This window comes from Actinophytocola oryzae, assembly GCF_004364325.1.
GTDB classification, from domain to species: Bacteria; Actinomycetota; Actinomycetes; order Mycobacteriales; family Pseudonocardiaceae; genus Actinophytocola; species Actinophytocola oryzae.
The window spans coordinates 211,414-226,318 of the sequence record NZ_SOCP01000017.1 but is presented as its reverse complement, the minus strand read 5'-3'; the positions used below and the strand labels follow the sequence as shown (position 1 = coordinate 226,318).

14 protein-coding genes are annotated in these 14,905 nt (G+C 70.1%); 1 reads left to right on the top strand and 13 read right to left on the bottom strand.

All coding sequences use genetic code 11. From position 1 onward, the window contains the following. Positions 1 to 400 precede the first annotated feature (400 nt). Genes tyrS through CLV71_RS35790 form a run of 4 tightly spaced genes read right to left on the bottom strand, consistent with a single transcriptional unit; the run spans position 401 to position 4,133 of the window. Positions 401 to 1,675, bottom strand: coding sequence for a tyrosine--tRNA ligase (gene tyrS / locus CLV71_RS35805; protein WP_133907323.1), 1,275 nt, complete (start codon positions 1,673 to 1,675; stop codon positions 401 to 403). Positions 1,676 to 1,697: 22 nt separating this feature from the next. After that, entirely contained in the window at positions 1,698 to 2,330 is a 633-nt protein-coding gene (locus CLV71_RS35800) for a DNA-3-methyladenine glycosylase (RefSeq protein ID WP_424923933.1), read from the bottom strand. Between the two features lie 10 nt (positions 2,331 to 2,340). Continuing rightward, the gene (locus CLV71_RS35795; protein WP_133907322.1) at positions 2,341 to 3,579 is read right to left on the bottom strand and encodes an MFS transporter; all 1,239 of its coding nucleotides are present in this window, start codon (positions 3,577 to 3,579) and stop codon (positions 2,341 to 2,343) included. Next, positions 3,576 to 4,133: a winged helix-turn-helix domain-containing protein gene (locus CLV71_RS35790; RefSeq protein WP_133907321.1), complete on the bottom strand. Its 558-nt coding sequence runs from the start codon at positions 4,131 to 4,133 to the stop codon at positions 3,576 to 3,578. The genes CLV71_RS35795 and CLV71_RS35790 overlap by 4 nt, the downstream gene beginning before the upstream one ends. 120 nt (positions 4,134 to 4,253) lie before the next feature. On the opposite strand from CLV71_RS35790, the gene CLV71_RS35785 reads away from it, so the two are divergent. Further along, the gene (locus tag CLV71_RS35785; RefSeq protein WP_133907320.1) at positions 4,254 to 4,637 is read left to right on the top strand and encodes a hypothetical protein; all 384 of its coding nucleotides are present in this window, start codon (positions 4,254 to 4,256) and stop codon (positions 4,635 to 4,637) included. On the opposite strand, the gene argH is transcribed toward CLV71_RS35785, so the two are convergent. The 9 genes from argH to CLV71_RS35740 all read right to left on the bottom strand — a co-directional run bounded on the left by argH (position 4,606) and on the right by CLV71_RS35740 (position 14,625). Next, positions 4,606 to 6,009 (bottom strand): argininosuccinate lyase, encoded by a 1,404-nt coding sequence (argH, locus tag CLV71_RS35780; RefSeq protein ID WP_133907319.1) that lies wholly within the window; start codon positions 6,007 to 6,009, stop codon positions 4,606 to 4,608. The genes CLV71_RS35785 and argH overlap by 32 nt on opposite strands. Next, positions 6,002 to 7,198 carry an argininosuccinate synthase gene (locus CLV71_RS35775; protein ID WP_133907318.1) on the bottom strand — a complete coding sequence of 399 codons (1,197 nt, stop codon included), beginning with the start codon at positions 7,196 to 7,198 and terminating at the stop codon, positions 6,002 to 6,004. Before CLV71_RS35775 ends, argH begins: the two co-directional genes overlap by 8 nt. After that, positions 7,191 to 7,703: an arginine repressor gene (locus CLV71_RS35770; protein WP_133907317.1), complete on the bottom strand. Its 513-nt coding sequence runs from the start codon at positions 7,701 to 7,703 to the stop codon at positions 7,191 to 7,193. Before CLV71_RS35770 ends, CLV71_RS35775 begins: the two co-directional genes overlap by 8 nt. Beyond that, a complete protein-coding gene (argF, locus tag CLV71_RS35765) occupies positions 7,700 to 8,617 on the bottom strand; it encodes an ornithine carbamoyltransferase (RefSeq protein WP_133907316.1) in 918 nt (305 codons plus the stop codon). The genes CLV71_RS35770 and argF overlap by 4 nt, the downstream gene beginning before the upstream one ends. Further along, positions 8,618 to 9,802, bottom strand: a complete 1,185-nt coding sequence (locus CLV71_RS35760) for an acetylornithine transaminase (protein WP_279588778.1) — start codon at positions 9,800 to 9,802, stop codon at positions 8,618 to 8,620. Next, entirely contained in the window at positions 9,799 to 10,683 is an 885-nt protein-coding gene (gene argB / locus CLV71_RS35755; RefSeq protein WP_133907315.1) for an acetylglutamate kinase, read from the bottom strand. Before argB ends, CLV71_RS35760 begins: the two co-directional genes overlap by 4 nt. After that, positions 10,680 to 11,837 carry a bifunctional glutamate N-acetyltransferase/amino-acid acetyltransferase ArgJ gene (gene argJ / locus CLV71_RS35750; RefSeq protein ID WP_133907314.1) on the bottom strand — a complete coding sequence of 386 codons (1,158 nt, stop codon included), beginning with the start codon at positions 11,835 to 11,837 and terminating at the stop codon, positions 10,680 to 10,682. Before argJ ends, argB begins: the two co-directional genes overlap by 4 nt. Before the next feature lie 34 nt (positions 11,838 to 11,871). Next, positions 11,872 to 12,888, bottom strand: a complete 1,017-nt coding sequence (argC, locus tag CLV71_RS35745; protein WP_133907313.1) for an N-acetyl-gamma-glutamyl-phosphate reductase — start codon at positions 12,886 to 12,888, stop codon at positions 11,872 to 11,874. 114 nt (positions 12,889 to 13,002) lie between these two features. After that, a complete protein-coding gene (locus CLV71_RS35740) occupies positions 13,003 to 14,625 on the bottom strand; it encodes an alpha/beta hydrolase (protein ID WP_133907312.1) in 1,623 nt (540 codons plus the stop codon). Positions 14,626 to 14,905 lie beyond the last annotated feature (280 nt).

The following is a 14,905-nucleotide window of genomic DNA, read 5'->3' as shown; positions in this document are numbered from 1 at the left end:
TAAGCACGCCGCCAGCGTTCGTCCTGAGCCAGGATCAAACTCTCCAACAATGAATGAGTTGAAGAACCAAAATCCCAGCAAAAATACCTAAACCATAAAGGCCAGGCACAAGCTCACTAGCATTTTATCGGCACACTGTTGAGTTCTCAAACAACACACGCACACCCGTCAGACACTGCAAGAGTGATCTTCAAGGGGCTTGTTCCGGCTGGGATCTCTCTCAACCGCAGGTCGCCCACTCTATCACTAGCTGTGAGAGCTTGGTTCGCGACCCCCTGCCTTCGCTCCGTTCCGGTCTGGCCTTTCGGCTTTCCGGCCCGTTCCGCGCTGGCAGAGAGAAAGTTACACGGGCGCCAAAACCCCGTTTCAACCACCCCCCCTTAACGTGCGTTTCCGCAGGTCAGGGGACCATTTCGACCCCTGCGGTGCTTCGCTTGCCGCGACGCACCACGAGCCACCGGCCGTGCAGGAGGTCGTCGGCGGCCGGCTGCCACTCCTCGTCGGCGATCTTCGAGTTGTTCACGTACGCCCCGCCCTCCTTCACGGCGCGGCGCGCGGCGCCCCGGCTCTCGGCGAGCCCGGACGTCACCAGCAGATCGACGATCGTCGGCGATTCGGCGAGCCGGGCCTGGCCCCTCGGCACCTCGGCCATGGCGGCGTCCAGTGTCGCCTCGTCGAGATCCCGCAGCTCGCCGCGACCGAACAACGCGCCGCTCGCGACGACCACCTGCTCTGTCGCGTGTTCCCCGTGAACCAGGGTCGTAAACTCCTCGGCCAACCTTTTCTGGGCGGACCGCAGGTGGGGGCGCTCGCGCGTGTCCTCCTCGAGCGCCTCGATCTCCTCGCGCGACAGGAAGGTGAACAGGCGCAGGTACCGGACGACGTCGGCGTCGCTCACGTTCACGAAGTACTGGTACCAGGCGTACGGCGAGGTCAGGGCCGGGTCGAGCCAGATGTTCCCGCCACCGGTCGACTTGCCGAACTTGCGGCCCTCGGCGTCGGTGACCAGCGGCGCGGTGAGCGCGTGCGCCGATCCTCCGTCGACCTTCCTGATGAGGTCGACCCCGCCGATGATGTTGCCCCACTGGTCGGAGCCCCCGACCTGGAGCGCGCAGCCGTGCCTCCTGGACAGCTGCAGGTAGTCGAACGACTGGAGCAGCAGGTAGCTGAACTCCGTGTAGGACATGCCGTCGCCGTCGAGCCTGCGCTTGACCGTCTCCCGGGCGAGCATGACGTTGATGGAGAAGTGCTTGCCGACGTCGCGCAGGAACTCCAGCACCGGCACGTCCGCGGTCCAGTCGAGGTTGTCGACGACCACCGCACCGGTGGGTGAGCCGTCGAAGTCGACGAACCGTTCGAGCTGGCCGCGGATGCGTTCGGTCCACTCGGCGACGACCTCGAGCGAGTTCAGCGTCCGCTCCCCGGTGTCCCTCGGGTCGCCGACCATGCCCGTGGCGCCGCCCGCGAGGACGATCGGCCGGTGTCCGGCGCGCTGGAAGCGGCGCAGGAGCAGCAACGGCACCAGGTTCCCGGCGTGGAGGCTCGGCGCGGTCGGGTCGAACCCCGCGTACAGGGTGAGAACACCGCTGTCCAGGTCCTTGCGCAGCGCGTCGAGGTCGGTGGACTGCGCGATCAGCCCGCGCCAGGTCAGCTCGTCGAGAATGTGCTCCGTCACGGAGCCAGTGTCTCCTACCAGCTCAACGGGTTTGCCGGCGAGCCGCCTTGCCTCCTCGGCGGTACACGCTGACCGCGGGCGAGCCGTCGACCCAGAAACGCCACGGCACGTCCATGGCCACCGCGACACCGACGCGTGGGCCGGCGTGCATGCGCGCCGGTGGCACGGGCTCCCCCGCGAGCAGGCGCACCGGTGACGCGGGGTCGGTCAGGTCCACGCCGTTGTCGTCGCGGTCCAGGCCGAGCACGGTCGTCAGCCGTGCCGGTCCCTTGGCCAGCTCGGCGTCGCTGCGGGAGGCCGGTCGCCGGGAGCGGGCCTCCTCCAGGCCGCCGACGACCTCGCCGGCGCGCAGCAGCACCGCGCCGGGCACGCCGTCGGTGAGCGCGACCACGTTCGCGCAGAAATGCATGCCGTAGACGAAGTACACGTACAGGTGGCCCGCCGGGCCGAACATCACCTCGTTGCGAGGGGTGATGCCTCGGTAGCAGTGGGAGGCGGGATCGTCGCCGCCCCGGTACGCCTCGACCTCGACCAGCCGCACGCGCACCTCACCCGCCTCCAGCACGCAGCCGAGCAGGAGCCTGGCCGCGTCGACGGGGTCGACGGCCAGTTCCTCCCTGGTGAGCTGCCGGTCCAGCGGCACGGAGACGGACACGTGTTCGACCCTATACGGCCACTGATCGCCGTCGTTCGGCACGCACCGCGGGCAGGTACAGCGGCGCGGCCAAGGCGAGCACGACCGCGCCGACCACGATGGCGAAGCCGGTCGAGACGCCGGACGCGAGTGCCGTGAGCAGGATCGCGCCGACGGCGAAGCCGGGCTGGCCCACCATCGAGTTCATCGACGCCACGGTCGACCGGAGGTCGCCGGTCACCTCGCGGTGCAGCAGCGTGTTGTGCACCGGGTTGCTCGCGCCGTGCACGAGGTAGGTGGCCAGGTAGCCGGCGATGACGCCGGCCGGTCCGGCGAGCAGTCCCATGCCGACGACGGTGACGCCCTGCAGTACACGCAGCAGGACCGCGGTGACGCCGATCCCGATTCGGGCCGTGACCGGCGGGACCAGCGCGGCGCCCGCGGCGGAGGCGAACCATGCGGCGGCAGCCGCCGGGGAGGCCAGCGACGCCGCCTTCTCCAGGCCGCCGACGACTTCGGACAGGCGCACCGCCATGAGCTTCTCGAACGTGACCATGCCGAACCCCCAGCTCAGCTCCACCAGCAGCAGCGCGAGCAGCACCCGGGAGCCGCGGACGAGCCGCACCCCATCGGCGATCACCCTCGGCACGTCCCGCAGTGACGCGAGCAGGAGGCCGCCTCGTGGCCGTGCCGGCTCGGTGACCAGCAGGACGAGCGCGACCAGCCCGACGAGTTGCGTTATGAGACCGATCAGTAGCGGCTGTACGAGGGTGGGCACGCCGGGTGTCCGCACCCAGGCCACGACGGCGCCGGTGGTCAGCGCGCCGACCGCGATCGAGAGCCCGATCACCGTCGCGCCGTGGCCGAGTCCCCGCTCCAGCTTCGCGTCGGGGTCGGCGTCGAGGGTCGCGTCGATGTACCAGGCGTCGAGCGGACCGCTGTCCAGCGCCCGGTAGACGCCCTGCATCACGTAGACGAGCGCGAACATCGCGAAGGTGTCCGCGAAGACCAGGAGAGCCGTCGACGCGACGGCGACCGCGGCGGACAGCACCAGCACCGGCCGTCTTCCCCAGGAGTCGGACAGTCCCCCGGTCGGCAGCTCGAGTGCCAGTACGACGAAGCCCTGCAGCGACGCGGCGAGGCCGGCCTGGGTCAGCGTGAGTCCCCGGTCGAGGGGCAGGAGGACGACGAGCGGCGTCCACAGCCCGACCGGGAACCAGCGCACCGCGAGCAGGAACAGGTACCGGGACCTGGCCTGCCCCTGGGTCACGGCAGGCTCCGCGGCTCGGCGGGCATGGCGAACAGGTTGAGCAGCACCTGGCGGCTGCCCTCGACCGGCGCGCGGTCCCGGTAGCGCAGGGCCACCTCGTACAGCTCCGCCATCAGCTCGGTCAGCTGTGCGGCGTCGAGGTCGAGGATGACGTCCGACATCCCGGCCGCTTCCTGCCACGGCACGGGCCAACTTTCGCGGACCTGCTGCCAGCGAACGGCTCGCTCGACGAACTGCTGCCAGTACTCCTGGTTCAGCCAGGAGGCGGCGGCACGCGCGTCCGGGTCCTCGTAGTCGACCTCACGCCAGCTGTGCGCGTCCTGCGCCGCGGCCCAGAAGCGTTGCTTGCCAGTCCCCTCGCCGGTCTCGACGACCAGCTCCACCTCGGCGAGTTTGCGCAGGTGGTAGCTGGTGGCGCCGGTGTTGGTGTCGAGCCGTCGCGCGAGCACGGTCGCGGTGGCCGGGCCGTGCAGGCGTAGCTGGCTGAGCAGCCGGACCCGCAGGGGGTGGGCCAGCACCCGCAGGGCCCGGCTGCCCAGTCGGATGTGCTCCATACATGCACAATAACTGTGCACAGAAGTTATGCACAACTTCTGTGGAACATTCCGGGGACCAATCCCAGCGCAGGCACGACATAGTTACCCGGCAGCCCGGAACGTCCCTGGAGGAAACACATGAAGGTCCGCTACAACCCGGCCGTCGGCACCGTGATGATCGTGCTCGGCGCGGTCTGCGTGTTCCTGGGGTTGTGGCTGGCCATGCTCGGCGAGTTCAACCCGGGGATCGTCGTGGGACTGGTGCCGATGGTGCTCGGCATCCTGTACTTCGTGCGGCCGTACTTCCTGGTGTCACCGGGGTCCGTGGCGCTCGTCGCCGTGTTCGGGCCGGTGCGGCGCGAGTTCCCCTACGAGACGCTGGAGTTCACCGGGGGCAAGGTGTTCGCCGTCCGCGGCGACGGGACCCGCAAACGGGTCCCGGTCGCACGCTGGATGGCCAACTCGGGTGACTGGCAGCGGTGGGCAGCCGTCAGCGCCGGGCCCAGTCCCGCAGGTCGGTGAGCACCTCGTCGAGCCGTGCCCGCTGCTCGGCGACCCTGGTCGGAGCCGTGCCGCCTTCCGCGTCGCGGGAGGACACCGAGCCGTCGACGGTCAGCACGTCCCGCACCTCGGGTGACAGCGCCGGGTGCACGCCTGCCAGCTCCTCGTCGGTCAGCTCGTCGAGGCCGACACCGCGGGCCTCGGCGATCCGCACGCACTCCCCCGCCGCCTCGTGTGCGACGCGGAACGGCACGCCCTGGCGCACCAGCCACTCGGCGATGTCGGTGGCCAGGGTGAACCCGGCGGGCGCCAGCTCGGCGAGGCGCGCGGTGTCGAACCGCAGCGTGCCGAGCATGCCGGCGATGGCGGGCAGCAGCAGCGTCAGCTGGTCGACCGAGTCGAACAGCGGCTCCTTGTCCTCCTGCAGGTCCCGGTTGTAGGCCAGCGGCTGGGCCTTCAGCACGGCCAGCAGCCCGGTCAGGTTGCCGATGAGCCTGCCGGACTTGCCCCTGGTCAGCTCCGCGACGTCCGGGTTCTTCTTCTGCGGCATGATCGACGAGCCGGTCGCCCACGCGTCGTCGAGGGTCGCGTACCGGAACTCGGCGGTCGTCCAGATGATCACCTCCTCGGCGATCCTGGACAGGTTCACGCCGAGCATGGCCAGGCAGAACGCCATCTCGGCGGCGAAGTCGCGGGAGGCGACGCCGTCGATGGAGTTGGCGACGGCCGCGTCGAAGCCCAGCTCCTTGGCGACCGCGTCGGGGTCGAGGCCGAGCGACGAGCCCGCGAGCGCGCCCGACCCGTACGGGGAGACCGCGGTGCGCCGGTCCCAGTCACGCAGGCGGTCCACGTCACGCAGCAGCGCCTGGACGTGGGCGAGCAGGTGGTGCGCGAGCAGCACCGGCTGGGCATGCTGGAGGTGGGTGCGGCCCGGCATGATCGCCGCCGGGTGCCGGTCCACCTGGTGCAGCAGCGCGTCGACGATGTCGGCGACGCCGAGCACGACGGTCCGCGCGGCGTCCCGCAGGAACATCCTGAAGAGCGTCGCCACCTGGTCGTTGCGCGAGCGGCCTGCCCGCAGCTTGCCACCGAGTTCGGCACCGGCGCGTTCGATGAGCCCGCGTTCGAGGGCCGTGTGCACATCCTCGTCCTCGGGAGCCGGGGTGAAGGCACCCGACGCGACGTCCGCGGCCAGCTGGTCGAGCGCGGTGAGCATGCCCGCCAGCTCGCCGTCGGTCAGCAGTTTCGCCTTGTGCAGCACGTTCGCGTGTGCGCGTGAGCCCGCGATGTCGTAGCGCGCGAGGCGCCAGTCGAAGTGGGTCGACACCGACAACGCGGCCATCGCGTCGGCCGGGCCGGACGTGAACCGGCCGCCCCACAGCGCCTCAGGCATGCTGGTCCCGCTTCGCGGCGATCTTCGACGGCAGGCCCCACAGCTGCACGAAACCCTTGGCGAGCGACTGGTCGAACGTGTCGCCCTCGTCGTAGGTGGCCAGGTTGAAGTCGTACAGGGACTGCGCGGACCGGCGCCCGTTCACGACGGCGCGGCCGCCGTGCAGCGACATGCGGATGTCGCCGGACACGTACTTCTGGGTCTGCGCGACGAAGGTGTCCAGCGCGTCCTTGAGCGGGGAGAACCACAGGCCGTCGTAGACGAGTTCGCCCCAGCGCTGTTCGACCTGCCGCTTGAACCTGGCCAGGTCGCGCTCGACGGTGACGTTCTCCAGCTCCTGGTGCGCGGTGATCAGCGCGAGCGCGCCGGGTGCCTCGTAGACCTCGCGGCTCTTGATGCCGACGAGCCGGTCCTCGACCATGTCCAGCCTGCCGACGCCCTGGGCGCCCGCGCGCCGGTTGAGCTGCTGGATGGCCTGCAGGACCGTGACGGTCTCGCCGTCGATGGCGACCGGGACGCCCTTGTCGAAGGTGATGATCACCTCGTCGGCGTCGCGTGGCTCGGCCGGGTTGTCGGTGTAGGAGTAGACGTCCTCGATCGGCGCTTGCCAGATGTCCTCGAGGAAGCCGGTCTCGACCGCGCGGCCCCACACGTTCTGGTCGACCGAGTACGGCGACGACTTGGACTGGTCGATGGGCAGGTTGCGGTCGTGTGCCCAGGCGATGGCCTTCTCGCGGGTCCACGCGAAGTCGCGGACGGGGGCGATCACCTTGAGGTCCGGGGCGAGCGCGCCGATGCCGACCTCGAAGCGGACCTGGTCGTTGCCCTTGCCGGTGCAGCCGTGCGACACGGTCGTGGCGCCGTGGTACTTCGCCGCCTCGACCAGGTGCTTGACGATCACCGGACGGGACAGCGCGGACACCAGCGGGTAGCGGTCCATGTAGAGGGCGTTGGCCTGCAGCGCGGGAAGGCAGTACTGCTCGGCGAACTCGTCGCGGGCGTCTGCGACGACCGCGTCCACGGCACCGCAGTCCAGCGCGCGCTTGCGAATGGTGTCGAGGTCCTCGCCACCCTGTCCGACGTCGACGGCGACCGCCACGACCTCGGCGCCGGTCTCCTCCGCTATCCAGCCGATCGCGACGGAGGTGTCCAGACCGCCCGAGTAGGCGAGGACGATCCGCTCAGTCATCTTCGTGTTCTCCTTCTACGTTCGTGCGCGCCGCGAGTGCGGTGAAGCGTTCGGCCAGGTCCTGGCCGGAGAGTGGTTCCCTGGCGATGGCCATCACGGTGTCGTCGCCGGCGATGGTGCCGACGACCTCGTGCAGGGCTGCCCGGTCGATCGCGCTGGCCAGGAACTGCGCGGCACCGGGCGGGGTTCGCAGGACGGTCAGGTTGGCCGAGTAGTCGGCCCCGACCAGCAGCTCGGCGAGCAGGCGGGACAGTCTCGACGTGCCGCCCTGGACGCCGCGGACGGGTGAGCCGTCCTCGGGGATCACGTAGACGGCCGCGCCGCCGTCGGCGCCCCGGAGCTTGACCGCGCCCAGCTCGTCGAGGTCGCGGGACAGGGTCGCCTGGGTGACGTCGATGCCCTCGCCCGCGAGGAGCCGCGCCAGTTCGGTCTGGCTGCGGATGCCCATGGTCGAGACCAGCTCGACGATCCGTGCCTGCCGCGCGACCCTCGTCGCGGCTGTCACGGTCCGATCACCCAGCTGAGCAGGGCTTTCTGCGCGTGCAGGCGGTTCTCGGCCTCGTCCCAGACCGCGCTGGTCGCACCGTCGAGGACCTCGTCGGTGATCTCGAAGCCCCGGTGGGCCGGCAGGCAGTGCAGGACGATCGCGCCGTCGTTGGCCGTGGCCAGCAGCTCGGCGTTGACCTGGAACGGGCGGAACGGCGAGATCCGGTCCTTGCCGTCGTTCTCCTGGCCCATGGACGTCCACGCGTCGGTGACCAGCACGTCCGCGCCGGCCACCGCGGCCCTGGGGTCGGTCAGGGCCGTCACGCTGCCGCCGGTGTCCGCGGCGCGCTTGCCCGCGTCGGCCAGGACGTCCTCGTGTGGCGCGAAGCCCTGGGGGTGGGCGACGCGGACGTGCAGACCGGCGGTGACGCCGCCGAGGAGCATCGAGTGGGCCATGTTGTTGGCGCCGTCACCGAGGTAGGCGACGGTGAGACCGGCGAGCCTGCCGTGGCGTTCGCGGATGGTCTGGAGGTCGGCGAGGACCTGGCAGGGGTGGAACTCGTTGGTCAGCGCGTTGACCACCGGGACACGGGACGCCGAGGCCATCGCGGACATCCTGGCCTGCGCGTACGTCCGCCAGACGACGACGTCGACGTACCGGGACAGGACGCGGGAGGTGTCCTCGATGGTCTCCTCGCGACCGAGTTGCATTGTGCGACCGTCTACGACGATGGGCTGGCCGCCCAGCTGGGCGATGCCGACCTCGAACGACAGGCGGGTGCGTGTGGAGTTCTTCTCGAAGATCGTCGCGACCGACTTCCCCGCGAGGGGGGTGAAGGCGAGCCGGTCGGCCTTCATCCGGTCGGCGAGGTCGAGTACGGCGAGCTGGTCTTCTGGGGTGAGGTCGTCGTCCCGGAGGAAATGCCGCACCACTCAGCCCTCCTGTGCTTGGTCGAGAACGCCGGGCAGGGCGTCGAGGAAGCCGTGGACCTGGTCGGTGTCGAGCACCAGCGGCGGCGCGAGCCGGATCGTGTCCGGCGCGACGTTGTTGACCAGGTAGCCCGCGGTCCGCGCGGCCTGCGCGACGGCGGCGGACACCGGCTTGGCGAGGCCGATGCCGAGCAGCAGCCCACTCCCCCGCACCTCGGTGACCAGCGGGTGGTCGAGTGCCTCGACGCCCGCGGCGATCTCCTTGCCGAGCGTGGCGGCGTTCTCGGCGAGACCGTCCGCGGCGATGGTGCGCAGGACCGCGAGACCGGCCGCGCAGCAGACGGGGTTGCCACCGAACGTGGTGCCGTGGTGGCCGGGCTTCATCAGCTCGCCCGCCGCGCCGACGCCGATGCACGCGCCGAGCGGCAAACCGCCGCCGAGGCCCTTGGCGACGGTGATGACGTCCGGGGTGATGCCTGCCTGCTGGAAGGCGAACCAGGTGCCCAGGCGGCCGAGGCCGGTCTGGATCTCGTCGAGGATCAGCAGGGCGCCGTGCCGGGTGGTGAGCTCTCTCGCCTTCTGCAGGTAGCCGGCGGGTGCCGGGCGGACGCCTGCCTCGCCGAGCACGGGCTCGATGACGACGGCGGCGGTGTGCTCGTCGACGGCGGCGGTCAGCGCGTCGATGTCGCCGAAGGGGACGTGCTCGACGTCGGGCAGCAGTGGCGCGAACGGCTCTCGCTTCGCAGGCTGACCGGTCAGGGTGAGCGCGCCCATGGTGCGGCCGTGGAAGGCACCCTCACAGGCCACGAGCTTGGTGCGACCGGTCAGCCTGGACAGCTTCAGTGCCGCCTCGACCGCTTCGGCACCCGAGTTGCAGAAGAGGACCTTGCCGGTGACACCGGCGATGTCCAGCAGTACCTCGGCCAGCTCGACGGTGACCGGGTTGACGTACAGGTTCGAGGTGTGGCCGAGGGTCCGGATCTGCTCGGTGACGGCCGCGACGATCGCCGGGTGGGCGTGGCCGAGGGCGTTGACCGCGATGCCGGCGACGAGGTCGAGGTAGCGGTTGCCGTCGGCGTCCCACACGTACGCGCCCTCCCCGCGGACCAGCGTGACCTGGGGGGTGCCGTAGTTGTCCATGAGCGACGACTGCCACCTGGCCTGGCCGTCGGTGTTGGAGGTGATCACTGTTTCTCCTCGGGGAGGACCATGGTGCCGACGCCGCTGCCGGTGAAGACCTCGAGCAGCACGGAGTGGGCGAGGCGGCCGTCGATCACGTGGGCGCGGGGCACGCCGCCGCGCACGGCCGCGAGGCACGCCTCCATCTTCGGGATCATCCCGCTGGCGAGGCCGGGGAGCATGCGTTCCAGCTCGTCGGCGCTGACCTGGTTGAGCAGGGAGTCCGTGTCGGGCCAGTTCGCGTACAGGCCCTCGACGTCGGTGAGCATGACGAGCTTCTCGGCGTCCAGCGCCACGGCGATCGCGGCGGCGGCCGTGTCGGCGTTCACGTTGTGCGCCAGGCCGTCCACGTCAGGGGCGACCGACGAGACGACCGGGATCCGGCCAGCGTGGACGATGTCGAGCACCGCGTCCGGGTTGACCGCGATCACCTCGCCGACGAGACCGAGGTCGACCTCCTCCCCGTCGACCGTCGCGGTACGACGCTGGGCGGTGAGCAGGTTGGCGTCCTCGCCGGAGATGGCGACCGCGTACGGGCCGTGCGCGTTGATCAGTGCGACCAGCTCGCGGCTGACCTGGCCGGTGAGCACCATGCGGACCACGTCCATGGTCTCGGGCGTGGTGACGCGCAGGCCTGCCTTGAACTCGCCCGGGATGCCGAGCCGTTTCAGCATGGCGGTGATCTGCGGGCCGCCGCCGTGGACGACGACGGGGTGCAGACCGGCCAGCTTGAGGAACACCATGTCCTGCGCGAAGGCGGCCTTGAGCTTGTCGTCGACCATGGCGTTGCCGCCGTACTTCACGACGACGGTCGTGCCGTGGAAGCGCTGCAGCCACGGCAGTGCCTCGATCAGGACCTCGGCCTTCTCCGCGGCCTGGGGAATGGTCATGAGGAGTAGGCGCTGTTCTCTTCGACGTAGCTGTGCGAGAGGTCCGTGGTGAGGACGGTGGCCTTGCCATCGCCCGCGTGCAGGTCGACCTCGACGGTGATGTCCTTGCCGGACAGGTCGGCCTTGTGGCGGTCCTCGGCCGCGGTGCCCGCCAGGCAGACCTCGACGCCGTTGATCGTGATGTCGAGCTTGCTCTGGTCGAAGTCGGTCGGCGCGTTGCCGACGGCCATCGCGACGCGGCCCCAGTTCGGGTCGGAGCCGAAGAAGGCGGTCTTGCAGAGGTTGTCCTCGGCGACGGCCTTCGCGGCCAGCAGCGCCTCGTGGTCGGTCGCGGCGCCTCGGACCGTGATCGTGACGTGCTTGGTGACGCCCTCCGCGTCCGCCTGGAGCTGTTCGACCAGGTCACGGCACACGGTGGTGAGCAGCGCGGTGAACTCGTCCTGGTCGGGGGCGGTGCCGGAGGCGCCGGAGCACAGCAGCAGGACGGTGTCGTTGGTGGAGGTGCCACCGTCGATGTCGAGGGTGTTGAAGGTGGCGTCGACGGCCTGTCGCAGGGCCGCGTCCGCCTGGGCCTGGTCGAGCACCGCGTCGGTGGTGAGCAGCGACAGCATCGTGGCCATGTTGGGGGCGCACATGCCCGCGCCCTTGGCGAAGCCGCCGATGGTCCAGCCGTTCGTGCCGGCCTGGGCCTGCTTGGGGACGGTGTCGGTGGTCATGACGGCCTCCGCGGCGTCGAGGCCCGCCTCGGCCGAGCTGTCGAGCCTGCCCGCGGCGGTCGTGACGCCCTCGGTGAGCCGGTCCATGGGCAGGCGGGCGCCGATGAGGCCGGTGGAGCAGACGGCCACCTCGACCGCGCCGACGCCGAGGACGCTCGCGACGTGCTCTGCGGTGGCGTGGGTGTCCTGGAAGCCCTCTGGTCCGGTGCAGGCATTGGCGCCGCCGGAGTTGAGGACGGCGGCACGCACACGTCCGGTCTGGAGGACCTGCCGGGACCACAGGACGGGCGCGGCCTTGACCTTGTTGCGGGTGAAGACGCCCGCGGCCACGTCGAGCGGACCGTCGTTGACCACGAGGGTCAGGTCCTTGTTGCCGCTGTCCTTGATGCCGGCGGCGACCCCGGCGGCACGGAACCCCTTCGGCGCGGTGACACTCATGATGCCGCCTCCGCGGGAAAACGTACGTCGTCGGTCACGGAGCTACCCCTACTGTGGTCAGGCCGGTGGTCTCCGGCAGGCCGAGCGCGATGTTCATCGACTGGACGGCGGCACCCGCGGTGCCCTTGGTGAGGTTGTCGAGGGCGGCGACCACGACCAGCCGGTGCGCGTCCCGGTCGACGGTGGCGCGGAGCTGGACGGCGTTGGAGCCGAGCGTGGCGGCCGTCGCGGGCCAGGAGTCCTCGAGGACGTGGACGAACGGCTCGTCCGCGTAGGCCTCGCGGTAGATCTCCTCGACGTCGCTGTCCTCCGTGAGGCGCGCGGAGGCTGTCGTGAGGATGCCGCGGGGCATGGGGGCGAGCACCGGGGTGAAGGAGACCGTCACGGTGGTGCCCGCGACCCGGCCGAGGTTCTGGGCGATCTCGGGCGTGTGCCGGTGGGTGCCGCCGACGCCGTACGCGCTGGCCGACCCCATGACCTCGGAGCCGAGCAGGTGCGGCTTGAGCGACTTGCCCGCCCCGGAGGTGCCGCTGACCGAGGTGACCACGACGTCCGGCTCGACGATGCCTGCCAGGAGCGCGGGCGCGAGGGCCAGGGAGGCGCCGGTCGGGTAGCAGCCGGGGACCGCGATCCGCTTGGTGCCCGTGAGTTTCTCGCGGTTGCCGGGCAGCTCGGGGAGGCCGTAGGGCCAGGTGCCCGCGTGCTCACCGCCGTACCAGCGGTTCCAGTCGTCCTGGTCGACCAGGCGGTGGTCGGCCCCGCAGTCGATGACGAGCGTGTCCGGCCCGAGCTCCTTCGCGACGGCGGCGGAGTGGCCGTGTGGCAGGGCGAGGAAGACGACGTCGTGCCCCGCGAGGTTCTCCGTCGTCGTGTCGGCCAGGACCCGGTCGGCGAGCGGGAGGAGGTGGGGCTGGTGCCTGCCGAGTGGTGTTCCGGCGTTCCCACCCGCGGTCAGCGCCCCGATCTCGACGTCGGGGTGCCCGAGCAGCAGCCGGAGCAGCTCACCCCCGGCGTACCCGCTGGCTCCGCCGACCGCGATCCTCATCGTCACGTGGATGATTATGCACAGCCCTGCAAAGTCACTCAACTTGCATTCGGGTGATCGTGACTCCCGACACGGTGACGGGCGCCCCCGGCGTGGCCGGGAGCGCCCGTTCGGGTCAGCTCAGCGAGGAACCGACAACGCCAGCTCGGCGCGGGCGTCGAGGCTCGCCGTCGACGCGGCTCGCTGGTCCGCGGCGGCAGGCGCCGTCGGGTCCGGCGCGGGCACCGGGTCGCACTGCACGTCCGAGCGGTTGCCTGGCTTGCGTGCCGGCAGCGCACCGGTCTTCAGGTAGTCGGTGATGAGACTGTCCGTGCACTCGACACCCGAAAGCGAACCCGCGTGGGTGGTGCCGTTCACACCTTCGATGAGCACCGAGTGCGGGAAGAGCTTGCGGACCTCGAGCGCACCCGAGTACGGCGTCGCCGCGTCGAACGTCTCGTTGATCAGCAGGGCGTCCTTGACCCCTCGGCCGTCGACCTTCACCGGGCGGTCGGACGTGGCGGGCCAGAACGCGCACGGCGCGTTGAACCAGACGTTGCCCCACGTCTCGAACGGGGCACGGGTAAAGGTGATCCACTGGTCGGCACGCCACTTGTTCCAGTTGGTCGGCCACTGGGCGTCGGTGCAGGACACCGCGAGGTAGACGGCGTGGCCGTTGTCGTCGAACGGCGGCGTGCCGTACAGGTCCTGGAGGGGCTGCCAGTCACCGTCGTGGACGAAGCCCGCGAAGGCGTTGGCGATGTCCACCCAGCCGTACACGTAGTAGCCGGCCTGCAGGAAGATGTCGTTCCACTCGTCGGGGCCGATCACGCCGCCCGCCGGGGCACGCAGGAGTTCCGCCTGCTTCTGGTAGTAGAGCGCCTCGACCTGCCGTTCGGTCCTGCCGAGGTGGTAGACGGAGTCGTACTTGGCGACCCAGGCGAAGTAGATCTTGATGTTCTTCTCGAACGCGACGTCCTGGTCGATGTTCGCGTCGTACCAGACCCGCTTCGGGTTGACGTTGCCGTCGAAGATCACGCGGCGGAACCGGTCCGGGAACAGCGTGCCGTACACCTGGCCGAGGTAGGTGCCGTAGGAGAAGCCGTAGTAGTTGATCTGCTCGGCGCCGAGCGCCTTGCGGATGCTCTCCATGTCGTTGGCCGAGTCGACCGTGGTCATGTGCTCGAGCAGTTCGCCGCCGTTGGCGCCGCAGGCCTGCGCGTAGTTCTTCGAGCGCTGCAGCCAGGTCCGCTCGAGGCCGGGCGTGATCGGTGTGTAGAACGGGCGGTTGTAGCCGTCGTAGTCCGGGATGCAGGACAGCGACGGCTGGCTCGCGCCGACACCGCGCGGGTCGAAGCCGATCCAGTCGTAGTCGTCGCCGCCTCCGTCGGGGACGAAGTCGCCGAAGATCGAGTAGATGAGACCGGACCCGCCGGGGCCGCCGGGGTTGACGAGCATCGGCCCCTGGTACGAGGAGTCCGGCCCCTTGTGCGTCACGCGCGACACGGCGAGCTTGATCATCTCGCCGGTCGGCCTGGCGTAGTCCAGAGGCACTTCGAGGAGCCCGCACTGGGCGCCCGCCTGCACGAGCCGTGGATTGTCGCATTCACCCCATTGGATGGCTTTTGGAGTGAATTCAGGTTGTTTAGCCGGTGCTGCCGCCGCAACCGCACCCACGCTCACGCCGCTGAGCACAACTCCCACCACCGCAGCTACGGCGGCGAATCTGTGTGTTTTGATCACCGGTCGAGCCTGCCGTCGCATTCGTGACCGGGGAATACCCCGAAAGTCGCTTTACCATATCGTGATACTCACGGAGCGTGTCCACTCGAACACGCCCCAACCAGCGTCGAACACCGGGCCAGACCCTCCCCCGGCGGACACCACCGCACGCACGACCCCTCCCACGCCCGAAGAAACTGTCGGTACCCACCCCTACCATTGAAATCGGGGGTCCCCGGGCGCACGAAAGTCCCATTCGCTCGGGTTCGCACTGGCGGCGCCGGCGGCCACCGGGTATATGTGTGAATCCCTGTCGACAGCC

Coding starts and splice junctions, on each gene's coding strand:
- CLV71_RS35790 (WP_133907321.1), bottom strand. CDS start 4,133: ATGGAGCACATCCGACTGGGCAGCCGGGCCCTGCGGGTGCTGGCCCAC.
- CLV71_RS35785 (WP_133907320.1), top strand. CDS start 4,254: ATGAAGGTCCGCTACAACCCGGCCGTCGGCACCGTGATGATCGTGCTC.
- argH (WP_133907319.1), bottom strand. CDS start 6,009: ATGCCTGAGGCGCTGTGGGGCGGCCGGTTCACGTCCGGCCCGGCCGAC.
- CLV71_RS35775 (WP_133907318.1), bottom strand. CDS start 7,198: ATGACTGAGCGGATCGTCCTCGCCTACTCGGGCGGTCTGGACACCTCC.
- argB (WP_133907315.1), bottom strand. CDS start 10,683: ATGACCATTCCCCAGGCCGCGGAGAAGGCCGAGGTCCTGATCGAGGCA.
- argJ (WP_133907314.1), bottom strand. CDS start 11,837: ATGAGTGTCACCGCGCCGAAGGGGTTCCGTGCCGCCGGGGTCGCCGCC.
- CLV71_RS35740 (WP_133907312.1), bottom strand. CDS start 14,625: ATGCGACGGCAGGCTCGACCGGTGATCAAAACACACAGATTCGCCGCC.